Source organism: Rhodoferax saidenbachensis (genome assembly GCF_001955715.1).
Lineage (GTDB): Bacteria > Pseudomonadota > Gammaproteobacteria > Burkholderiales > Burkholderiaceae_C > Allorhodoferax > Allorhodoferax saidenbachensis.
In genome coordinates, this window is sequence record NZ_CP019239.1 from 1,510,301 (window position 1) to 1,530,473 (window position 20,173).

The window sequence follows — 20,173 nt, forward strand, 5'->3', positions numbered from 1 at the left end:
GTGGTATGGGACGACAGTATTTCGGAACCGACGGCATTCGCGGCACGGTAGGGCAGGCACCCATCACGCCGGACTTTGTGCTGCGCCTGGCGCATGCCGTTGGCCATGTGCTCAAGCGGGCCGAGGCGCGCCCCACGGTGCTGATTGGCAAGGACACCCGTATCTCGGGCTACATGCTGGAGAGTGCGCTGGAGAGTGGTTTCAACTCTGCCGGTGTGGACGTGGTTCTGCTCGGGCCATTGCCGACACCAGGCGTGGCTTATCTGACCCGTGCGCAGCGTGCGTCGCTGGGCGTGGTCATCAGCGCCAGCCACAACCCGTTTGCTGACAACGGCATCAAGTTTTTCAGCGCGCAGGGCACCAAGCTGTCCGACGCGTGGGAGCTCGCGGTAGAGGCCGAACTGGCCAAGCCCCCGGAGTGGGCCGACTCTGCCAGCCTGGGCAAGTCGCGCCGCCTGGACGATGCGGCCGGGCGCTACATCGAGTTCTGCAAGAGCACGTTTGCCAATGATTTGACGCTCAAGGGCATGAAGATTGTGGTCGACGCGGCACACGGTGCGGCTTACCACATCGCCCCCAAGGTGTTCCACGAACTGGGCGCCGAGGTGATCGCCATTGGTTGCGCACCCGATGGCCTGAACATCAACAAGGACGTGGGCGCCACGCATCCTGCCGCGCTGGTGCAGGCCGTCAAGGAACACAAGGCGCATTTCGGTGTGGCACTCGACGGCGATGCCGACCGCCTGCAACTGGTGGACGCACAGGGCCGCCTGTACAACGGCGACGAGCTGCTGTACCTGATGGCCGATGACCGCCTGGGCCGCGACGAGCACGTGCCCGGCGTGGTGGGCACGTTGATGACCAATATGGCGGTGGAAGTGGCGCTCAAGAAGCGTGGCGTGCAGTTTGTGCGCGCCAAGGTGGGCGACCGCTATGTGCTCGAAGAGCTGGAGAAACACAAATGGATTCTGGGCGGCGAGGGCTCGGGCCACTTGCTGGCGCTGGACAAACACACCACGGGTGATGGATTGATTTCCGCGCTGCAGGTGCTGCAGGCCTGCGTGCGCAGCGGCAAGAGCATGGCTGATTTGTTGAAAAACGTGACGCTGTTCCCGCAAACCCTGATCAATGTGCGCCTGGCGCCGGGGCAGGATTGGAAATCGAACACGCAGATGGAAGCCGCTACCAAAGCGGTAGAAGCCGAGCTGGGCGATACCGGCCGTGTGTTGATCCGTGCCAGTGGCACCGAGCCGCTGGTGCGGGTGATGGTGGAAGCGCGCGATGCCACCCAGGCGCAAGCCAGCGCCCAGCGCATTGCCGACACCCTCAAAGTATGAATATGACCAACAACATCCGTATCAGCCGCGTGGACTACGCCAACCCATCCCATGCACAAGCGCTGGTCGCCATGCTAGACGCCTACGCACGCGATCCCATGGGCGGCGGCGAGGGCCTGAGCGACTTTGCCAAAACCAATGTGGTGGCGGGGCTGGCAGCGCGGCCCCACGCCTTCAGCTTCGTGGCGTTTGCGGGAGCGGGTGACGACCAGCCCGTGGGCCTGATCAATTGCATCGAAGGCTTCTCCACCTTTGCCAGCCAGCCGCTGGTGAATGTGCACGACCTCGCGGTGATGGACGGCCACCGCGGCCAGCACATCGGCGAACGCCTGCTGGCAGCCGCCGAAGACGAGGCCCGCGCCCGCGGCGCCTGCAAACTCACGCTGGAAGTGCTGTCCGGCAACCCCGGTGCGGCCCGGCTGTACAAGCGCGTGGGTTTTGCCCAGTACGAGCTGGACCCGGCTATGGGTCAGGCGCAGTTCATGCAGAAGTGGCTGGCCTGAGGCACCGAAAATCTAAGCATTTTTGGCCTCTGGTTCCCGTGGATATTGCGCAGCTAGCTACTCTTTTGATAGCGATGCCAATGCACTGAGTGCCGCAATGCCCACCGGCCGCTCGGCCAGCCACGGTACCAGGTAGGTGTTGCCGGACAGGCCGGTGGTGATCCGCTCCATTTGTTTTTGCTCTCCCGCCAGCCGCGCGGCTAAGAGCGGGTCGTGGGTGCCTGCAGTGGCCATACTTTTGTTGATGACCCAGGCAAAGGGTTCAATCTTCGCGCGGCGCAGGTCGTCCTGCAGTGCACTGGCTTGCGACACGGGCGTGACCTCGGGCAGTGTGACCAGCACGATGCGCGTGTGCTGTGGGTCTTGCAGGCGCATCAGCGGGGTGACCAGGTGGCCGGGGTTGGCGTCGCCGTATTCGCGCAGCATCTGTCGGTGGTAGGCGCCGGTGGCGTCCATCAGCAGCAGGCTGTGGCCGGTGGGCGCGGTGTCCAGCACCACAAAGGCGCTGCGCGCCTCACTCACGATGCGTGAAAACGCATGGAACACCGCCACCTCTTCGGTGCAGGGCGATTGCAGGTCTTCGCGCAGCAGCGCAATGCCTGCCGCATCTAGGCCTGGCGATTTGACGGCCATCACTTTGGCGATGTATTTCTCGGTCTCGGCCTTGGGGTCGATGCGGTCTACCTTCAGGCCGGGCAGACTGCCGTCCACCGTGACGCGCAGGTGGTCGGCCGGGTCGGTGGTGCTCAGGTGCACCGAGTGGCCGCGCTGCACCAGCCCGGCGGCAATGGCCGCCGCCACCGTGGTTTTGCCTACGCCGCCTTTGCCCATCACCATGATGAGCCCGCGCCCTGGTGCGGCCAAGGCATCGGTCAGCGCGGCGAGTGTATGCGTCGCGTCCACTGGCTGAGTGGTCGGCGTGGGAGTGGATGGTGGTGCAATGCCTTCCTGCGTTTGCAGCAGTGCGCGCAGCGCAGGCAAGCCCACCGTGTCAAATGCGCGCAGTGGAATCTGGTCTTGTGGCAGGGCCCGTAAATGCGCGGGCATGGCCGCCAGTGCCTGGGTGCCCAGGGCTTCAAATGCCGCAGCCACCGCATCGTTTGCCAAGCTGGCGTGGAACACGCCGTTGATCGCCAGGCGCTGGTTGTTCAGGCCCAGGTCTTGCAGCTCCAGCGAAGTGCGGGCCGCCTCGGCAATCGCGCCTGCATCCGGCCGGGTGACCAACACCACCGTGGTTTGGGCGGTATCGCTCAGCGTCTGCAAAGCCTGGACAAAGCGGGCTTCTTGCATCTTGAGTCCCGAGTGCGGCCCGAGACACGATGCGCCCCGGTCGTTGTCTGCCAGAAAACCAGTCCATGCTTTGGGCAGGCTCAGGAGTCGCAGCGTGTGCCCGGTGGGCGCGGTGTCAAACACCACGTGGTCAAAACCGTCAGCGTCGCCGCTGAGCAGGTTGGCGAACTCGTCAAACGCGGCAATCTCGGTGGTGCAGGCGCCCGATAACTGCTCCCGAACCTGGCTGCGGTCCGCCTCGGTGCTGGTCGGGTCCATCTGCGCCAGCACACGGGCGCGGTAGCTTTGGGCGGCGTTGTCGGGATCAATGTTGAGTACCGACAAGCCGGGCACACCGGGTACCGGCACCGGGGTGTTGGCCAAGGTGATGCCCAGCATCTCGTCCAGGTTGGAGGCCGCATCCGTGCTCACCAGCAGCACCTGTTTACCCCGGTCGGCCAGCGCAATCGCGCAGGCGGTGGACAGCGAGGTTTTGCCCACGCCGCCCTTGCCGGTGAAGAACAGGTGGCGGGTGGGGGCGGTCAACAAGCCCAAGGGCGCAGGGGCTTGTTCTTTTTCTGTGTGCATGCCGGGGATGTTCGCAGAATGAATCAGGTTTGTGCGTACCCCGCCGCACGCTGTAGCGCCGTTGTTTGCGCAAGGTCAAGCTTTCGCATCGTGTTGGCTGACGTGCCCTGTAGATTCCGTTGTGGACAGCATCTAGGGCGCAACCAGGGCTAAGTCAGTGTCTGCGCCGTGCCCCGTCAATACGGTGGACGTGGAGCCGCTCAACCCCATAGGACTTAAGTGGAGCGCTGGTTGACGCGCTTGGCCAGTTGCTCAGCCGATTCCTTGCGCTCGCTGTACCGGTCCACCAGATACGGCGCCACGTCGCGGGTCAGCAACGTGAACTTCATCAGCTCTTCCATCACATCCACCAAGCGCTCGTAATAGCTCGACGGTTTCATGCGGTCGTCGTCGCCAAACTCCATGAAGGCCTTGGCCACCGAGCTTTGGTTGGGGATGGTGAGCATCCGCATCCAGCGGCCCAACACACGCATCTGGTTCACGGCGTTGAAACTTTGCGAGCCGCCGCTGACCTGCATCACCGCCAGCGTCTTGCCCTGCGTGGGACGCACCGCGCCCAGGCTCAGCGGAATCCAGTCGATCTGCGATTTCATGATGCCCGTCATCGCACCATGCCGCTCGGGGGAAGTCCACACCATGCCCTCGGCCCAGGTGACCAATTCGCGCAACTCTTGCACTTTGGGATGGGTGTCGGGTGCATCGTCGGGCAATGGCAGGCCGGTGGGGTTGAAGACGCGCGTTTCCGCACCCATGGCCTGTAGCAGGCGGGCAGCTTCTTCGGTCAGCAGACGGCTGAACGAGCGCGGGCGTAGCGAACCGTAGAGCAGGGCGATGCGCGGCGCGTGGGTGCTGGGAGCGTGGGCTTGCAGATTCGCCATCTCAGGCACGCGAAAGTGCGTGGCCTCCAGTTGCGGGATGGGCGCATGGAGAAGGGCGATGTTGGGTTCAGACACGTTGGCCTTTGTCATTGATGACGACCTCGCCATCCTCTTTCGTGAATGCGCCCTGCTGAGTGTTGGGAAGAATGTCCAGCACCAGCTCGGACGGGCGGCACAAGCGTGTGCCCAGGGGCGTTTCCACGATGGGGCGGTTGATGAGGATCGGATGGGCCAGCATGACGTCCAGCAGTTCGTCGTCGCTCCACTTGGCGTTGGCCAGGTCCAGCTCGGCGTAAGGCGTGCCTTTTTCGCGCAGCAGGGCGCGTGGGGCTAAGCCGATGGCGGCAAGCAGTGCTTGCAGGCGTTCCTTGGTGGGCGGGGTCTTCAGGTACTCGATAACTTCGGGTTCCACGCCGCTGTTGCGGATCATGGCCAGCGTGTTGCGCGATGTGCCGCAGGCCGGGTTGTGAAAGATGGTGATCTGGGTCATGGTGTTTCCGGAGAAGTGGGATGGGTGTCCAGACGCTGGGCCAGTTGCAAGCCGCCCCAGGCGCCGACGCACTGCGCCAGCACGAAGCCCAGTGCGCTGGCGGGGGCGATGCCGGCAAAGCTGTCGCTCAGCATGCGGCCCAGCACGGCTGCGGGGTTGGCAAACGCGGTGCTGGCGGTGAACCAGTAGGCGGCGCCGATGTAGCAGGCCACCAGCGCGCTGGCCTTGCCCGGTGGGGCACGCAAGATCACAAACACCAGCCCGCAAGTTGCCACAGCTTCCGCCAGCCATTGGCCCCACCCGCCACGCACATGCTGACTCGCGTGCAGCAGGGGCAGGTCGAACATGGCGTTTGCCAAGGCGGCGCCAGCGACCGCGCCGAGCAGTTGAAATGCTATAAAAAACGTAGCTGCTTGCGCAGGTTCCGTGCGGGCCAGAGGCCCTTTTGACCACATAACCAGAGTGACCAGCGGGTTGAAGTGGGCGCCGCTCACCGGGCCCAGGGTTTCAATCAGCACATACAGCGCAAATACCGTGGCCAGCGTATTGGCCAATAGCGCCACACCGTCATTGCCGCCCCTGATGCGCTGGGCCATAAGCCCTGAGCCAATCACGGCGCACAGCAGCGAGGCTGTACCGAAGAACTCTGCGAGCAGGCGCTTTTTTAAGGGAACCGTGCGCATGGGACGCGGACCTAGCAGCAGGCGACGGAGGTATCGTCAACCGTGCAACCCGCACCCTGGCAGCAGTGCTCGGTCAGATAAGCCAGCAGACCATTCATCTGGCCAAAGTTGGCGCGGTAGATCAGGTTGCGTCCGCGCTGCTCAATGTCCACCAGGCCCGAGCGCGCCAGTTCCTTGAGGTGGAAGGACAGGGCGCTGGGCGAGCTCTCCAGTTGCTGGGCCAGCGTGCCGGGCGTCAGGCCTTCGGGGCCAGCCACCACCAGCGCCTTGAAAGTGCGCAGGCGCTGGGCCTGGGCCAGCGCGGTGAGGGCCGTCAGCGCACTGGCTTCGTTCAGGATGGTGTCTGTGCTTTTCATATTTCAATAATACTTGAATTATTGAAATAATAACCTTGTCATCAGAAAATCTAGGGAAAACCCTATACTGGCCCGAGCGCGCATCTTCGCGCGCACCGAAAGGTCCCTCCTTGATCGACAGCGGAACCTTCTTCAAACGCCCCGCCATCGCCACCCGCGCCGGGCGGGCCATGCTCAAGCGCCTGCTGCGTACCCACAAACCACGCGCCGCAAACGCTGAACCCCGGCTCAGCTTGGCCCTGCAGGGCGGCGGTGCCCACGGCGCGTTTACCTGGGGCGTGCTCGACGCCTTGCTGGAAGACCCACGCATCACCTTCGAAGGCATCAGCGGCAGCAGTGCCGGTGCCATGAATGCGGTGGTGCTGGCCCATGGCTGGATGCAGGGCGGCCGTGACGGTGCGCGCCAGGCGCTAACCGATTTTTGGACCGCGCTGGGACAACAAATGCCCTGGAACCTGATGACCCAGGGGGAAGGTGATGCCATCAGCCTGCTGCCTGCTGCACGGATGTTTGCCAGTTGGGCCGGGCAATTTGCGCCCACCCAACTCAATCCGCTGGCGCTCAACCCCTTGCGTACGTTGCTGAAGAAGCAGATCGACTTTGAAGCCCTGCGTGCGCACAGCCCCTTCAAGCTGTTTGTCGGCGCCACGCAGGTCAATACCGGCAAGCTGCGCGTGTTTCGTGAAAACGAGCTCACAGTGGACATGCTGCTGGCCTCGGCCTGCCTGCCCAAGATCCACCACGCGGTGGAAATTGAGGGTGAGTTGTACTGGGATGGCGGCTTTTCGGCCAACCCGGCGGTGTTCCCCCTGTTTTACGACTGCGCGGCCTGCGATGTGCTGCTGGTGCTGTTGAGCCCGCTGGTGCACAAGGGCACGCCGCAGACTATGGAGGAAATCCAGATTCGCACGGAAGAGCTGGGTTTCAAGGCCCACTTCATGCGCGAGATGCAGATGTTTGCGCGGACCACCGCGTTTTCCAATACCTCAGCCGTGGGGGCGGGTCCGCTGGAGCACCGCTTGCGCGAAATGCGCTTTCACATGGTCGACACCAGCACGACTGATAGCTTGCGTCGTGCGGAAACCAAGATGCTGGCCCATGGCCCTTTTCTCGAGACACTGAACAAGCAGGGCCGGGTGTGTGGTGCGCAATGGCTGGCGCAAAGCGCCAGCGCAGTGGGGCGTCACTCCAGCATCGATGTCACAAGCCTGTTCGCCTGAACGCTATAAACCGCCTGCAGGTTGGGGCGGGACGATAGGCTGAGCGTCACCCAGCCGTCGTCAAACAGGGCATCGAGCTTTTTCTGCAGACCCAGAAGTTTCCAGAGCATGGTGTCACCTTGTGGCGGAGTGGAACTGGTTGAAGCGTACGAATTTACTGTGACAGTTTTGCGTCGCCGCGCTGGACGGTGTGGGCGCGTTGCAACGCCACAAACTCCACCACACCCCAGACGATGCAGGCGGGCAGGGCGATCCAGCGGATGAAGGTGTTTCTGTGCAGCATGTTGGCTCCCTTGTTCGAATGAATGGGGTCCAACATAGCCCTGCTGCATGACAGTTTCATGTCACTGTGCCGGGCAAACTACAAGCACCAAAAGATAGTCACGAGGCACAGCGCGCGCCCTAAGCTGTTGCGCCATGCCCCATTCCACCGTTGACCTGCCCGAACTGGCCGCGCTGGAGCGCATCATGGAACTCGGTGCCGGCCAACTGAAATGCCAGGTGGCCGACCACGTGCCCGGTCCTGCGGGCCGCAGCTATCCGCTGTACACCATTGCCCTCGGCAACCCTTCGCGCGATGTGCCGGCCGTGGGCTACTTCGGCGGTGTGCACGGCCTGGAGCGGATTGGCGCCGAGGTGGTGATTGCCTACCTGCACAGCCTGGTGATGCGCCTGCAGTGGGACAGCACGCTGCACCGGCAACTCGAATCCGTGCGTCTGGTTTTCATGCCCATCGTCAACCCGGGTGGCATGGCACTGGGCACGCGCGCCAATCCGCGCGGCGTGGATTTGATGCGCAACGCGCCGGTCGAGGCCAGCGAGCCTGTGCCTTTTCTGGTCGGTGGCCAGCGCATCAGCGCGCGCCTGCCCTGGTACCGTGGCTTGGCGGGCCAGCCCATGGAGGCTGAAAACCAGGCCGTGTGCACGCTGGTGCAAGACGAGTTGTTGTCGCGCGCATTCAGCCTGGCGGTCGACTGCCACTCGGGCTTTGGCACGCGGGACCGCATCTGGTTTCCGTACGCACACACGCGCGCGCCGATAACGCATCTGGCCGAGGTGCAGGCACTGCGCAACATCTTTTTCCAGTCGCACAGCCACCACCGCTACATCTTTGAGCCGCAAAGCCAGCAGTACCTGGCGCACGGAGATCTGTGGGACCACCTGTACCAGCAGTCCTGCACGCAGGCGCAAGGACTGTTCTTGCCACTCACGCTGGAGATGGGTTCCTGGTTGTGGGTCAAGAAAAACCCGCGCCAGCTGTTCTCGCGCCACGGCATCTTCAACCCGCTCATAGAACACCGTCAGCAGCGTGTGCTGCGCCAGCACCAGTCGCTGCTGGACTTCCTTTCGCGTGCAGCTTGCGGGCATGCGTTGTGGCTGCCTACCGATGAAACCCGTGCGCCGATGCATGCGCAGGCGCTGCAGGCTTGGTACTAGATCACCAACGCACTGTCACCAAATCTTCATGGTTCTGCCATGCGCAGGTCACACAGGGTGCGCAGACTCCAAAGCCAGTGCAACGTTATGGGACCGGAAGGAGACACAAGAATGCAAAACCCGCTCAACACTCCCCCCGCACTGGCCACGCCAGCGCTACAGGGCGCCACCACCACACCACAGTCCAGTGCCGATGCGCGCCCCGGCATCGTCGTGTCCTGGGCCCGACACCTGGACGAAGTCCGCGCGGCCCAGCGCCTGCGTTTTGACGTGTTCGCCGGTGAAATGGGCGCGCGCCTGAATACACCGCTGGCAGGGCACGACATTGACCTGTTTGACAACTATTGCGAACACCTGCTGGTGCGCGACCAGGCCAGTGGCCAGGTGATTGGCACCTACCGCGTGCTGACGCCGGTACAGGCCAAACGTGTCGGCAGCACCTACAGCGACACCGAGTTTGATTTGACCCGCCTGCGCGGTTTGCGTGAACGCATGGTGGAGCTGGGCCGCAGCTGCGTGCATCCGGAGCACCGGCACGGCGGCGTGATCATGGCGCTGTGGGGTGCCCTCGCAGAGTTCATGGTGCGTAACCAGCTCGACACCATGATCGGCTGCGCCAGCGTACCCATGCTGCATGAAGGCATGGTCAGCGGCAATGCGGCGGCCAGCATCTGGCGCCAACTGCAGGCCACACACCTGGCGCCGATTGAATACCACGTGCGGCCGCGTTTGCCGCTGCCCATCGAGCAGCTCGACAGCTCACTGGAAGTGGACCCACCGGCCCTCATCAAAGGCTATTTGCGCCTGGGTGCCAAGGTGCTGGGCGCACCGGCCTGGGACCCGGATTTCAACTCGGCGGACCTGCCCATGCTGATGCGTATTGCCGACTTGCCGTCGCGCTACCGCAAACACTTTCTGGGGGCCTGATGCGCGCCGCCTTCGAAGCCTTTGGCAACGACGGGCAGGGCATGGCACCCGACAACGACGACGCAGTCGGTGCGCGCCGCTACCGCGCGGTATTTATCTCCGACATCCACCTGGGCACCGCCGGCTGTCAGGCACAGGCCTTGCTGGATTTCCTCAAACACCACCCCAGTGACAGTCTGTACTTGGTCGGCGACATCGTGGACGGCTGGCAACTGCGCCGCCGCTGGTTCTGGCCACAGGCACACAACGACGTGGTGCAAAAGCTGCTGCGTCGCGCGCGCAAGGGCTGCAAGGTGGTGTTTATCCCGGGCAACCACGACGAGTTTGCACGCGCGTTTGTGGGCCACCAGTTTGGTGGCATTGAAGTGCATGAGGACACCGTGCACACCACCGCCGATGGCCGCACCCTGTGGGTCACGCATGGCGACTACTTTGACGGTGTGATCCAGTGCGCCAAGTGGCTGGCCTATCTGGGGGACAACGCCTACGAGTTCACGCTGCGGTTGAACCGCCACCTCAACAGCCTGCGCGCCCGCATGGGCCTGCCGTACTGGTCGCTGTCGGCCTATCTGAAGCAGAAGGTGAAGACGGCACTCAACTACGTGACCGATTTTGAAAAAGCCGTGGCCCACGAGGCACGCCAGCGCGGACACGACGGCGTGGTCTGCGGCCACATCCATCGCGCCGAGATGCGCGAGATCGACGGCACGCTGTACTGCAACGACGGTGACTGGGTGGAAAGCCGCAGCGCACTGGTCGAACACATGGATGGCCAACTGGAGTTGGTCTTCTGGGCTGGCGAGCCACCGCAGACCCAGCGTCTTTCTCCCATCGAAACCCTGCAGGAGCTCCCGGTATGAAACTGGCTTTGGTGACAGATGCCTGGTTACCCCAGGTCAATGGCGTGGTGACCACGCTGGTGGAATTGGTGCGCGAGATGGAGGCCCTGGGCCACCAGGTCACGGTAATCCACCCCAGCCTGTTCAAGACACGGCCGTGCCCGGGTTACGACGGCATTGACCTGGCGGTGCGCCCGGCCAAGCAACTGGCAGAGCAACTTGACGCGCTGGCGCCCGATGCCATCCACCTGGCCACCGAAGGCCCGCTGGGCTGGGCTGCGCGGCGCTACTGCCTGCGCCGCAGGTTGGCGTTCACTACGGCGTTTCACACACGTTTCCCCGAGATTCTGAAAGCCGCACTCAAAGTGCCTTTGTGGCTAGGTTACGCGCTGTTCCGGCATTTCCACAAACCGTCTGCGGGTGTGCTGGTGCCTACGCCCAGCGTGCTGCGCATGCTGGATGCGCGGGGCTTCCGCCATTTGCGCAGCTGGACACACGGGGTGGACATGCAGTTGTTCACCTACCAGGAATCGCCGCAGACCTGTGCGGCGCTGGGTACCTTGGCCCGGCCTGTGTCGCTGTTTGTCGGGCGCGTGTCGTACGAAAAGAATATCGATGCCTTCCTGAAGCTGGATGTCCCAGGTACCAAGGTGGTGTGTGGCGTGGGCCCGCTGGAGACCACGCTGCGCGAGCGTCACCCGCATGTGCGCTGGTTGGGCGTCCTGCCGCGTGACGAGCTGGCGCAGGTGTATGCGGCGGCCGATGTGTTTGTCATGCCCAGCCAGTCCGAAACCTTTGGCCTGGTGATGCTGGAGTCCATGGCCTGCGGCACACCGGTGGCGGCTTACCCGGTGGAGGGTCCACTGGAGGTTTTGGGGACACCTGCCCAGGGCGGCGCACTGAACCATGACCTGACCACGGCCTGGTACCGCGCCGTAACCCTGCCGCGCCATGAAGCGCGGGCCAGGGCGCTGGATTTCACCTGGGCCCATGCCACGCAGTTGTTTGCGAGTTATCTGGTGCCCGCCCGCAAAGGTGACGTTCTCCAGCGCACCGACCCGGTTACGGGGTTTGTCACAAGACTGTCATCAAACTTGTAAACAATTAGGCATCGCTTTGTCATAGTTGGGCCCGTATCCATGTTGTCGCTTCTTCGCAAGTCTTCCCCTGCTTCGTCCAAAACGGCAACACCGGATTTGCTGGACCGGGACCACAGCCTTATCGCTTTCAACGAGCGGGTGTTCGACTGGGCGGTGCGCGACGACGTGCCCCTGATGGAGCGCCTGCGTTACCTGTGTATCGTGTCCAGCAATCTGGACGAGTTTTTTGAAGTCCGTGCCGAGCCGCATTTGACGGCCAACCGGGCCAACGACCACAAGGGTGTGTACACCGTGGAGTCGTTTGAGCGGCTGGCTACCTCCCTGCATGACCTGGTGGGGCGCCAGTACGCGCTGTACAACGAAAAATTGATGCCGGCTTTCGAGAAACAAGGCATCAAGATTGTTTCGCACGGTGACCGCAATGCCGCACAGCGGCTATGGGTCAAGCAGTATTTCGAGCGCGAAGTGCGTCCGCTGCTGATCCCGGTGGGATTGGACCCCTCCCACCCGTTTCCGCAGGTGGCCAACAAGTCGCTCAACTTCATCGTGCGTCTGGGTGGCAAGGATGCGTTCGGGCGCGAAAACGAAATCGCTATCGTCAAGGTGCCGCGCGTACTGCCGCGCCTGATTCGCATGCCTGAAAAGGTGGCCGGTGGGCGTACGTTGCTGGTGTCGCTGTCCAGCGTGATCCGCGCGCATCTGGGTGAGTTGTTTGCGGGGCGCAGCGTCGGCCAGTTTTCCCAGTTCCGCGTAACGCGCCACTCCGACCTCGCGGTGGACGAAGACGACGTAAAGAACCTGCGCACTGCGCTGCGCCAGGGCCTGCAACACCGCCACTATGGCCAGGCCGTGCGGTTGGAAGTGTCGGCGGGTTGCTCGGAATACCTGGCGGACTTTTTGCTGCAGCAGTTTGAGTTGCCGCCCAAGGCGCTGTACCGCGTGCATGGGCCCGTCAACCTAGTGCGCCTGACACAGCTGATCGATTTGGTGGAGCGCCCCGATCTGTGTTTTACGCCTTACAAGGCGTCGTTTCCCTTCCAACTGAACCCTGCACATTCTATTTTTGAGCAGCTCAAGCAGCGCGATATTCTGATTCACCAGCCGTTCGAGAGTTTTGATGGTGTGCTGGACTTTCTGCGCCAGGCCGTGCACGACCCGCAGGTGCTGGCTATCAAGCAGACCATCTACCGCACCGGGCCGGACTCGGCGTTGATGGACCTGTTGCGCGAAGCGGTGCGCCGCGGCAAGGAAGTGACCGTGGTGGTGGAGCTCAAGGCGCGTTTTGACGAAGAGGCCAATATCAACTGGGCCGAGATGCTGGAGTCCATTGGTGCGCAGGTGGTTTACGGCGTGGTGGGGCTGAAGACCCACGCCAAGATGATGCTGGTGACCCGGCGCGAGGGCAAGGCACTCAAGCGCTACGGCCATTTGTCCACTGGCAACTACAACCCGCGTACCGCACGCCTGTACACCGACCTGAGCCACATCACGGCAGACACGGCTCTCACGACGGATATGGAGCAGGTCTTTGTGCACCTGGCCAGCCAGAGCAAGCTGCCGCCCTTGCGCAAGCTGTGGATGGCACCGTTCCATCTGCAACGCAACCTGATTGCCAAGATTGACGCTCTGGGCGCTGCGGCGGCCCAGGGGCGCTCAGCCCGCATTGTGGCCAAGATGAATGCGCTGACTGATGAAGCCCTGATCCGCAGCCTGATGCGGGCCGGGCGCCAGGGCGTGAAGATCGACCTGATCGTGCGGGGTGCCTGCATGCTGCCGGCCCAGGTGGAGGGGCATACTGACAACATCCGTGTGCGCTCGGTGATTGGCCGCTTTCTGGAGCATTCGCGGGTGTTCTATTTCCGCGATGGCGAGACTGAAGAGTTGTACCTGTCGAGTGCCGACTGGATGAACCGCAACATGGTGCGCCGTATTGAGCTGGCCTGGCCGGTGACCGATGTACAGCAGCGCCAGCGTATTGTGGACGAGTGCCTGGTGGCCTATTTGCACGACGGTGTGGATGCCTGGGATCTGGGGGCCGATGGCCGCTACACCCGCAGCATGCCGCAGGGCGACAAGGTTGCGCATGGTGCACAGGCAGCGCTCATGGCGCGTTATGCCCGCAACGAAGGCACACAAGGCGGTAACTGAGCCATGGACCTGATTTTGTGGCGGCATGCCGAGGCCATTGATCTGGAGCTGGTCGGTGACGACATGCTGCGCAGCCTGACGCCGCGCGGGGAAAAGCAGGCCGCGCGTATGGCCGAATGGCTGGACCGGCAAATGCCCGGCGGCGCCAAGATATGGGCCAGCCCCGCGTTGCGCACCGAACAGACCGCACGCGCGTTGGGGCGCAAGTTCAAGACGTCTCCCGCCCTGGCACCCCTGGCCACCGTAGACCAGTTGCTGGAACTCACCCAATGGCCGCAGGCCAAAGGGTGTGTGCTGGTGGTCGGGCATCAGCCTGTGTTGGGGCAGGCCATTGCCAGACTGCTGGGTTTGCACGACAGCGACTGCGCGGTCAAAAAAGGTGCAGTCTGGTGGCTGCGCCACCGCGAGCGTGAGAACGGTGCCCAGACGGTGGTGGTGACCGTGCAGTCACCCGAAGTGCTCTAGCCCAAATTATTTGGACTTGGCAGGGCGCCCGGTCTTGAGGTTGGGCACCGCTTTGATGGCAGCCAAGAAGGCTGCGTCGGACATCGCAGCCAGGGCCTTGATGCCAGCCCGGATCAGCTCGGTCTTCTTGGTCGGGTGGGCGAGTTTGGAGGCACGTGCCTTCAGCACATCGAGCACCGCAAATTCTGGCTTGGGCATGGTGAAGCTGTCCCGAACCATCTTGGGTTTCTTGACCTTGGCAGTTTTGACCGGTGCAGGCTTGGCAGTTGGTTTGGCTTTTGCAACGGGCTTGGCCTTGGTAGCCACTTTGACCGGAGCTGCGGGTTTTTTCGCCGGGGTCGGAGCTTTCGCGGAGGTCTTGGCTAGCGGCGTCTTGGCAGTTGCGGTTGCGGTCGCGGTTTTTGTAGTCGTTGTGGTCTTGGGTGCTGCAGTAGTCACAAAAAAATCCTTGGGTTAAACGGTATATACAGTTTATATCGTTTACTTCATAACGCCAAAACGCCCTGGCGACTTCATGAAACTGTCACCAAGTTGTCATGTGCAAGGCCTAAACTTTTTCACTGCATCACCATCGAGAGTTCACCTCATGCAATCTCTGCAGCGGCACCCGTCCGCTCCTCTCTCCGTCATATCAGGTGGTCAGGGCCCGCTGGAGAAACTGCTCCAGGAGCGCCGTCTCTACCCGGTGTTTCAACCCATCGTCAATCTGGAAGGCGCGGCGGTGTATGCCCATGAGGCTTTGATACGTGGGCCGCAGGGTACCGCCCTGCACACGCCCGATGCGCTCTTGCGGGCTGCTGCCGAAGAAGACCTGGGCAACAAGTTTGAGTACGCCTGCGTGGTGGCCGCGATGCAGGCCTGGGGCCAGTTGAAGGCGCCAGGCCGCCTGTTTGTGAATATCAGTGCCAACGCCTTGACCGAGCTGCACGCCCAACATGGGCAGTCCAATCTGTCCCGGTTGATTTCCAGCTTTGGCATCCTGCCGCGCATGCTGGTGCTGGAGATTACCGAACATGAACGCGTGGCCGACATGGACCATCTGGCTGTGGTGGTGCAACAGGCGCGCGCAGCCGGCGTGTCGCTGGCGCTGGACGACTTTGGTGACGGCCGTTCCAGCTTGCGGCTGTGGTCGCAGTTGAAACCCGAGATTGTGAAGATCGACAAGTACTTCACCAAAGACATCAGTGCCCATGGCGACAAGCTCAAGACCATCCAGGCCCTGCAACAGATTGCTTCGGTGTTTGGCAGCGAGCTGGTGGCCGAAGGCATAGAGACGGCGGACGACCTGCGTGTGTTGCGTGATCTGGGCATCCATTACGGGCAGGGGTACTTCCTGGGCCACCCGGATCGCCAGCCCATCAAGTACCTGGGTGTGGATGCCTTGCGGGTGCTGCGCGAGCGCCAGGTCGTGGTGTTCCCGGAGCTCAGTCGTTCATCGCAGGGTGGGCACTTGCGCCATGTGGCCTTGTTGCCCGCCCCTTCGGTCACCGAAACAACCACCAATGACGAACTGGCCACTCTCTTTTTGGCCCACGAAGAATTGCATGCGGTGGCATTGCTCGAAGGTGAGCGCCCACTGGGCATCATCAACCGCGCACACTTCATGAACGAATACACCAAGCTGTATTACCGCGAAGTTTGGGGTCGCAAGTCGTGTGCGATTCACGCCAACCGCGAGCCGCGTGTGATCGAGCGTGATCACAGCGTGGACGAACTCGTTGGCATCCTGACCTCACAGGACCAGCGTTACCTGAGTGATGGTTTCATCGTCACCGAAAACGGGCGATACAGAGGTCTGGGTACTGGGGACCAACTGGTGCGTTCGGTCACCGAGACGCGCATTGAAGCTGCACGCCACGCCAACCCGCTGACGTTTCTTCCCGGCAACATCCCCATCAGCCAGCACATGGAACGCCTGCTCAAGAAAGAAGTGCGGTTTGTTGCCTGTTATGCGGACCTGAACAATTTCAAGCCCTTCAACGACCACTATGGTTACTGGCGTGGTGATGAGATGCTGCGTTTGTTGGCGCGCATTGCGATGGAGCAGTGTGACCCGCAGCGGGACTTTCTGGGGCACGTGGGCGGGGACGATTTCATCCTGCTGTTCCAGAGCACCGACTGGCGCGTCCGCTGTGAAAAATTGGTGGCTGAATTTGCACAGCGCGCACAGACCATGTACGACGACGAAGCCCGCAGTGCGGGTGGCATTGAGGCGGAAGACCGGCATGGTGTGATGCGTTTCTTTCCGTGCACCACGCTGTCCATCGGTGCGGTGGCCATTGATGCCAGCCGGTATTCGCGGGCGGAAGAGGTGGCCAATATGGCGGCACTGGCCAAGCATGCGGCCAAGCAGGCCGGTGCCGGGCTCTACGAAAGTCCGTCGTCGTAGCCAGCCCGTATGGGGCGCCGTTGCCGTTTAAAGGCCTGTGACTTCGAGTGTCCAGGCTGTCTTTTGCCAGGCTTGGACTTCTTCACGCAGCAGGTGGGCTGATTGCGGGTAGCTGGTGGCCCAGCCGGCACGGCAGCGCAGGCGGATATGGCGGGCCGGTGCATCCACCTGCGTGATTTGCAGGCCGTCCAGATCGGGGTCACGCCGGGCGTGGCACAGGAGTACGGCCAGCCGCAGGCTCATGAGTTGCAAGGTCAGGCTGTCGTCTGCCAGCTCGGTTTCCAGCTTGCGCAGCTTGCCACGGTGGCCTAGCACCAAGAGGCTCAGGCGGTGCATTTCCGACAGCGAGAAGCCTACCGTGTCAGCGTTGTCCAGGATATAGGCGCCGTGTTTGTGGTAATCGCTGTGCGAGATATGGCTGCCAATCTCATGCAGCTGCGCGGCCCACAGCAGCTTGCGCTGCAGCCGGTCGGGCGGCAGGCCACTGGCATCGCTGTGCGCTGCCAGCAGGGGGGCGAACAGATGAAGCGCGACCTTGCCGACGCGTTCGCCATGGACCCGGTCGATCTGGAATTTGGTGGCCAGTCGCTCTACGCTTTTGACACGCAGGTCGCCGGCTTTTTCGGAGGTGCCCAGCAGGTCACACAACAAACCGTGGCGCAGGCCACCGGCGGCCATTTCCATGCGCTCAATACCCAGCAGATGGAACACCGAGCGCATCACGCTGACGCCACCGCCAATAATGGCCTTGCGGTCTTCGCGCATGCCAGGCAGGCGTAGCTTGTCTGCGCTTTGCGCGGCAATCAGTTTCTCCAGCAGCCAGTCCAGGCCTTCCTGGGTGATGTTGCCAGCGGGCCAGCCGGCGGCCACCAGTACGTCACCAATCGCGCCCACGGTACCGGCGGAACCATAGGCGGTGTCCCAGTTGTCGGGGCGGTAGGCGTCAAAGGCTTCGTCCAGCACGGCGGTGGCTGCAATTTCGGCGATTTCGAACGATTTTTTGGTGAACTGGCCGTCGGCAAAATAACGTTTGGACCAGGCAATGCTGCCCACGCGGAAGGATTCCATGACGCGGGGGACCAGCCCCTGGCCCAGAATCAGTTCGGTGGAGCGCCCGCCAATGTCGATCACCAGACGCCGCTCGTCGGACGGGGGCAGCATATGCGCCACGCCCTGGTAGATCAGGCGGGCTTCTTCACGGCCGGAGATCACGTCGATGGGGAACCCCAGCACGGTATTGGCACGTTGCAGGAAGACGTCGCGGTTGCGCGCTTCGCGCAGGGTTTGGGTGGCGACCGCGCGTACTTCGTGGGGTTTGAAGCCGGCCAGACGTTCACCAAAACGGGCCAGGCAGTCCCAGCCGGCCTGCATGGCCTGGGGCGTGAGATTGCGCTCTTCGTCCAGGCCGCCGCCCTGGCGTACGGTTTCCTTGAGGTATTCGATGCGGTGAAAGTCACCGTGTTCGACGCGCCCGATTTCGAGGCGAAAACTGTTGGAGCCCAGATCCACGGCGGCCAGACGTTGTCCCGTTTGCATTAACTTCCGATTCTTCAGGGTGTTTGACGCAGCGGAGCATAGCACCGGGCCATGGGTTCCGCGTGCCGTGTTAGCCAACCAGCCGTCCGTCGCTGGAAATCATGCTTTGAGTGACAAAGGCGCTGTTCTTGCGGCGCGGGTCGGGGTCAATGCGGTAACCACCTACGTCGACCACGGCGCGGCGCGCAAAGGCCTGCAATACGCTGGCACGGCTGGGGCTGGCCTCCAGGCCCAACAGCACTTCATAGCTGTAGCGCGCGGCAATAAAACCGGCCAGGCTTTGCGGTGTGGGCGGTTCGTCAAACAGACGGGCCAGGGTGTCGCGGTAGGCCTTGACCACCGGAGCAGGGGAGTTGACCAGCGGTACCACCTGCGTGGCGATCACCGGGGCGTGGCGCGACAGGCCCATTTGCTGCAGGGCCTGCAGGTTCACGTCGGACATGGCGATGATGTAACGCTGGGCTGCCTGTTTGTCGATGCCTTGGGTGAACTGCAGCAGCTCGGGCGTGCCGCCCAGAAAAATCAGGATGCGCGGGCTGTCTGGGCTCAGCGTGCGGCCCAGTTGCTGCAGGTCGGCCACCGGGCCGTACGAGCGCAGGCGCAGCTTGAGGGAGGCTGCCGTTTTTTCTACATCGTCGCGGTAGGTGGCGTATTCCGCCGGGGAGGCGTAGACGGCGCCCAGCTCTGCCACGCCCATGACGGACAGTGAGCGCACCGCGTGGGTGATCTGTTCCTGGCGCGAGGCGAAGATGGCAAAGGTGTTTCCATCACCGCTGGAGGACGTGTTTTGCAGCCAGGGCGCGACGTGGGCCATGTCAGGCAGGTCGCGGCGCAACAGGTCTGTCACCTGGGCTGCGGCACGGTCCCCCACGGTGCCCAGCAGTGCCAGCACCCGGGGCTGGTTGCGGACGCTGTCCACCGCCTGGCGCAGGCTGGCGGCGCTGCCGTCCACTTCCAGGGTCAGGTGCTGGATGGGGCGGCCGCGCAGGCCGCCTTTGGCGTTGATGTCCTGCCAGGCGGCGCGGGCGCCGACCAAAAAATCTTTACTCACATCGATCTGCCCGGCGGACATGTCGGCAATTTGCACCAGAGCCAGTGGCGGTGCGCCGGTGGTCAGTTTGGGGCCTTGCGCCCAGGCGGGGGCCGCGCTGGCGGCGGCGAGGCTGGCGAGGGAGCCCAGAAAGAGGCGGCGGCCGGGGTGGGTGATCAACGACATTTTTTTTGGGAGGCTCGGGTGGGTGGTGAAAACGCTATTAAATAAATAGCTGCTTGCGCACTATCCATGAGGGCTAGAGCCCTATTTCATTCAAAATCCAGCCGCCATTGCGGCGGCTGGGGTCCGCGGCTTTATTTCTTCGCTGGCGGCAGCAGGACGGTGTCGATGATGTGCACCACGCCGTTGGTGGCCTGGATGTCGGCCTGGGTGACCATGGCGTTTTCCACGGTCACGATGTCGCCGGCCTTGGCCAGGGCGAGTTCGGCGCCGTTCACGGTCTTGGCATTGCTGTTTTTCACCTGGGCGGCCAGGGTTTTGCCGGGCAGCACGTGGTAGGTCAGCAGGTCCTTGAGCTTTTCGGGGTGTTTGGCCAGGTCGTCCATGGTCTTGGCGGGGACGGCCTTGAAGGCGTCGTTGTTGGGGGCAAACACGGTGAAGGGGCCGCTGCCCTTGAGCGTGTTGGTCAGGCCCGCAGAGGCGACCAGGCCGTTGAGTGTGCTCAGGGACGGCGTGTTGGCCAGGGTGTCTGCCACGCTGACAGGGGTGGACACGGTGGCGCAGCCGGTCATCAGGGCCAGCAGGGCAGTGGCCAGCAGGGCGCGGCGGCCGGAAGACAGAGTGAAGGAAGAGGGGGTGTTCATGGCAATTCTCCGGTTGAAAAACCATGAGCGTAGGAAGCTTGTATGACAGCAATGTGACAGCGGCTTGAAGCAGCGGTGACAGCCTGGGTACGCATTTTTTTGGATTCTTTTTCGTATGTCACATAGATGTCATAAATCCTTCTTAGAGTCA

The 20,173-nt window shown here is 62.7% G+C and carries 21 protein-coding genes; 10 read left to right on the plus strand and 11 right to left on the minus strand.

Going from position 1 to position 20,173, the window contains the following annotated elements; genetic code table 11:
• Nucleotides 1-5 precede the first annotated feature (5 nt).
• Nucleotides 6-1,337 carry a phosphoglucosamine mutase gene (gene glmM, locus RS694_RS07250; RefSeq protein WP_029705866.1) on the plus strand — a complete coding sequence of 444 codons (1,332 nt, stop codon included), beginning with the start codon at nucleotides 6-8 and terminating at the stop codon, nucleotides 1,335-1,337.
• Nucleotides 1,338-1,339: 2 nt separating this feature from the next.
• A complete protein-coding gene (locus RS694_RS07255) occupies nucleotides 1,340-1,840 on the plus strand; it encodes a GNAT family N-acetyltransferase (RefSeq protein WP_029705865.1) in 501 nt (166 codons plus the stop codon).
• A gap of 57 nt (nucleotides 1,841-1,897) precedes the next feature.
• Here RS694_RS07255 and arsA read toward each other — a convergent pair whose 3' ends face one another.
• The 5 genes from arsA to RS694_RS07280 form a co-directional block, all read right to left on the minus strand.
• Nucleotides 1,898-3,697: an arsenical pump-driving ATPase gene (arsA, locus tag RS694_RS07260; protein WP_037246410.1), complete on the minus strand. Its 1,800-nt coding sequence runs from the start codon at nucleotides 3,695-3,697 to the stop codon at nucleotides 1,898-1,900.
• Nucleotides 3,698-3,912: 215 nt separating this feature from the next.
• On the minus strand, nucleotides 3,913-4,665 hold the full coding sequence (gene arsH / locus RS694_RS07265; protein WP_029705863.1) for an arsenical resistance protein ArsH: 753 nt from the start codon (nucleotides 4,663-4,665) through the stop codon (nucleotides 3,913-3,915).
• On the minus strand, nucleotides 4,643-5,065 hold the full coding sequence (arsC, locus tag RS694_RS07270) for an arsenate reductase (glutaredoxin) (protein WP_029705862.1): 423 nt from the start codon (nucleotides 5,063-5,065) through the stop codon (nucleotides 4,643-4,645). The genes arsH and arsC overlap by 23 nt, the downstream gene beginning before the upstream one ends.
• Nucleotides 5,062-5,748 carry an aquaporin gene (locus tag RS694_RS07275; RefSeq protein ID WP_029705861.1) on the minus strand — a complete coding sequence of 229 codons (687 nt, stop codon included), beginning with the start codon at nucleotides 5,746-5,748 and terminating at the stop codon, nucleotides 5,062-5,064. Before RS694_RS07275 ends, arsC begins: the two co-directional genes overlap by 4 nt.
• 11 nt (nucleotides 5,749-5,759) lie before the next feature.
• Nucleotides 5,760-6,104, minus strand: a complete 345-nt coding sequence (locus RS694_RS07280) for an ArsR/SmtB family transcription factor (protein ID WP_029705860.1) — start codon at nucleotides 6,102-6,104, stop codon at nucleotides 5,760-5,762.
• A gap of 110 nt (nucleotides 6,105-6,214) precedes the next feature.
• Here RS694_RS07280 and RS694_RS07285 point away from each other — a divergent pair, with 110 nt between their 5' ends.
• The gene (locus RS694_RS07285) at nucleotides 6,215-7,324 is read left to right on the plus strand and encodes a patatin-like phospholipase family protein (RefSeq protein WP_029705859.1); all 1,110 of its coding nucleotides are present in this window, start codon (nucleotides 6,215-6,217) and stop codon (nucleotides 7,322-7,324) included.
• On the opposite strand, the gene RS694_RS20440 is transcribed toward RS694_RS07285, so the two are convergent.
• Together RS694_RS20440 and RS694_RS20995 are read right to left on the minus strand one after the other, a co-directional pair.
• Complete coding sequence (locus RS694_RS20440) at nucleotides 7,288-7,434, minus strand: hypothetical protein (RefSeq protein ID WP_156876170.1); 147 nt, start codon at nucleotides 7,432-7,434, stop codon at nucleotides 7,288-7,290. The two genes, RS694_RS07285 and RS694_RS20440, sit on opposite strands and share 37 nt — an antisense overlap.
• Nucleotides 7,435-7,478: 44 nt before the next feature.
• Nucleotides 7,479-7,607 carry a hypothetical protein gene (locus tag RS694_RS20995; protein WP_276324421.1) on the minus strand — a complete coding sequence of 43 codons (129 nt, stop codon included), beginning with the start codon at nucleotides 7,605-7,607 and terminating at the stop codon, nucleotides 7,479-7,481.
• 134 nt (nucleotides 7,608-7,741) lie between these two features.
• Here RS694_RS20995 and RS694_RS07290 point away from each other — a divergent pair, with 134 nt between their 5' ends.
• The 6 genes from RS694_RS07290 to RS694_RS07315 all read left to right on the plus strand — a co-directional run bounded on the left by RS694_RS07290 (nucleotide 7,742) and on the right by RS694_RS07315 (nucleotide 14,240).
• Nucleotides 7,742-8,761, plus strand: a complete 1,020-nt coding sequence (locus RS694_RS07290) for a M14 family zinc carboxypeptidase (protein WP_029705858.1) — start codon at nucleotides 7,742-7,744, stop codon at nucleotides 8,759-8,761.
• A gap of 111 nt (nucleotides 8,762-8,872) precedes the next feature.
• A complete protein-coding gene (locus RS694_RS07295) occupies nucleotides 8,873-9,688 on the plus strand; it encodes a GNAT family N-acetyltransferase (RefSeq protein ID WP_081708534.1) in 816 nt (271 codons plus the stop codon).
• Nucleotides 9,688-10,548, plus strand: a complete 861-nt coding sequence (locus RS694_RS07300) for a UDP-2,3-diacylglucosamine diphosphatase (protein ID WP_037246406.1) — start codon at nucleotides 9,688-9,690, stop codon at nucleotides 10,546-10,548. The genes RS694_RS07295 and RS694_RS07300 overlap by 1 nt, the downstream gene beginning before the upstream one ends.
• Nucleotides 10,545-11,627, plus strand: a complete 1,083-nt coding sequence (locus tag RS694_RS07305) for a glycosyltransferase family 4 protein (protein ID WP_029705855.1) — start codon at nucleotides 10,545-10,547, stop codon at nucleotides 11,625-11,627. Before RS694_RS07300 ends, RS694_RS07305 begins: the two co-directional genes overlap by 4 nt.
• 39 nt (nucleotides 11,628-11,666) lie before the next feature.
• Nucleotides 11,667-13,775: a polyphosphate kinase 1 gene (gene ppk1, locus RS694_RS07310; RefSeq protein WP_037246403.1), complete on the plus strand. Its 2,109-nt coding sequence runs from the start codon at nucleotides 11,667-11,669 to the stop codon at nucleotides 13,773-13,775.
• Nucleotides 13,776-13,778: 3 nt separating this feature from the next.
• Nucleotides 13,779-14,240 (plus strand): SixA phosphatase family protein, encoded by a 462-nt coding sequence (locus tag RS694_RS07315; protein WP_029705853.1) that lies wholly within the window; start codon nucleotides 13,779-13,781, stop codon nucleotides 14,238-14,240.
• Nucleotides 14,241-14,246: 6 nt separating this feature from the next.
• Here the strand turns inward: RS694_RS07315 and RS694_RS07320 are convergent, their stop codons facing one another.
• Nucleotides 14,247-14,678, minus strand: a complete 432-nt coding sequence (locus RS694_RS07320; protein WP_029705852.1) for a hypothetical protein — start codon at nucleotides 14,676-14,678, stop codon at nucleotides 14,247-14,249.
• Nucleotides 14,679-14,826: 148 nt separating this feature from the next.
• Between RS694_RS07320 and RS694_RS07325 the strand changes: the two genes are divergently transcribed.
• A complete protein-coding gene (locus tag RS694_RS07325; protein ID WP_037246401.1) occupies nucleotides 14,827-16,629 on the plus strand; it encodes a GGDEF domain-containing protein in 1,803 nt (600 codons plus the stop codon).
• Between the two features lie 27 nt (nucleotides 16,630-16,656).
• Here the strand turns inward: RS694_RS07325 and RS694_RS07330 are convergent, their stop codons facing one another.
• From RS694_RS07330 to RS694_RS07340, 3 genes are all read right to left on the minus strand, one after another.
• Nucleotides 16,657-18,165, minus strand: coding sequence for a Ppx/GppA phosphatase family protein (locus RS694_RS07330; RefSeq protein ID WP_029705850.1), 1,509 nt, complete (start codon nucleotides 18,163-18,165; stop codon nucleotides 16,657-16,659).
• A 70-nt stretch (nucleotides 18,166-18,235) separates the two neighbouring features.
• Nucleotides 18,236-19,381, minus strand: a complete 1,146-nt coding sequence (locus RS694_RS07335; protein WP_029705849.1) for an ABC transporter substrate-binding protein — start codon at nucleotides 19,379-19,381, stop codon at nucleotides 18,236-18,238.
• 131 nt (nucleotides 19,382-19,512) lie between these two features.
• Nucleotides 19,513-20,022 carry a fasciclin domain-containing protein gene (locus tag RS694_RS07340; RefSeq protein WP_051391668.1) on the minus strand — a complete coding sequence of 170 codons (510 nt, stop codon included), beginning with the start codon at nucleotides 20,020-20,022 and terminating at the stop codon, nucleotides 19,513-19,515.
• Nucleotides 20,023-20,173: the final 151 nt, after the last annotated feature.

Bases quoted from the DNA above. Each gene is read 5' to 3' on its own strand.
- glmM (WP_029705866.1), top strand. From the start codon at position 6: ATGGGACGACAGTATTTCGGAACCGACGGCATTCGCGGCACGGTAGGG.
- RS694_RS07255 (WP_029705865.1), top strand. From the start codon at position 1,340: ATGACCAACAACATCCGTATCAGCCGCGTGGACTACGCCAACCCATCC.
- arsA (WP_037246410.1), bottom strand. From the start codon at position 3,697: ATGCACACAGAAAAAGAACAAGCCCCTGCGCCCTTGGGCTTGTTGACC.
- arsH (WP_029705863.1), bottom strand. From the start codon at position 4,665: ATGACAAAGGCCAACGTGTCTGAACCCAACATCGCCCTTCTCCATGCG.
- arsC (WP_029705862.1), bottom strand. From the start codon at position 5,065: ATGACCCAGATCACCATCTTTCACAACCCGGCCTGCGGCACATCGCGC.
- RS694_RS07275 (WP_029705861.1), bottom strand. From the start codon at position 5,748: ATGCGCACGGTTCCCTTAAAAAAGCGCCTGCTCGCAGAGTTCTTCGGT.
- RS694_RS07280 (WP_029705860.1), bottom strand. From the start codon at position 6,104: ATGAAAAGCACAGACACCATCCTGAACGAAGCCAGTGCGCTGACGGCC.
- RS694_RS20440 (WP_156876170.1), bottom strand. From the start codon at position 7,434: ATGCTCTGGAAACTTCTGGGTCTGCAGAAAAAGCTCGATGCCCTGTTT.
- RS694_RS20995 (WP_276324421.1), bottom strand. From the start codon at position 7,607: ATGCTGCACAGAAACACCTTCATCCGCTGGATCGCCCTGCCCGCCTGC.
- RS694_RS07290 (WP_029705858.1), top strand. From the start codon at position 7,742: ATGCCCCATTCCACCGTTGACCTGCCCGAACTGGCCGCGCTGGAGCGC.
- RS694_RS07295 (WP_081708534.1), top strand. From the start codon at position 8,873: ATGCAAAACCCGCTCAACACTCCCCCCGCACTGGCCACGCCAGCGCTA.
- RS694_RS07300 (WP_037246406.1), top strand. From the start codon at position 9,688: ATGCGCGCCGCCTTCGAAGCCTTTGGCAACGACGGGCAGGGCATGGCA.
- RS694_RS07305 (WP_029705855.1), top strand. From the start codon at position 10,545: ATGAAACTGGCTTTGGTGACAGATGCCTGGTTACCCCAGGTCAATGGC.
- ppk1 (WP_037246403.1), top strand. From the start codon at position 11,667: ATGTTGTCGCTTCTTCGCAAGTCTTCCCCTGCTTCGTCCAAAACGGCA.
- RS694_RS07315 (WP_029705853.1), top strand. From the start codon at position 13,779: ATGGACCTGATTTTGTGGCGGCATGCCGAGGCCATTGATCTGGAGCTG.
- RS694_RS07325 (WP_037246401.1), top strand. From the start codon at position 14,827: ATGCAATCTCTGCAGCGGCACCCGTCCGCTCCTCTCTCCGTCATATCA.
- RS694_RS07330 (WP_029705850.1), bottom strand. From the start codon at position 18,165: ATGCAAACGGGACAACGTCTGGCCGCCGTGGATCTGGGCTCCAACAGT.
- RS694_RS07335 (WP_029705849.1), bottom strand. From the start codon at position 19,381: ATGTCGTTGATCACCCACCCCGGCCGCCGCCTCTTTCTGGGCTCCCTC.
- RS694_RS07340 (WP_051391668.1), bottom strand. From the start codon at position 20,022: ATGAACACCCCCTCTTCCTTCACTCTGTCTTCCGGCCGCCGCGCCCTG.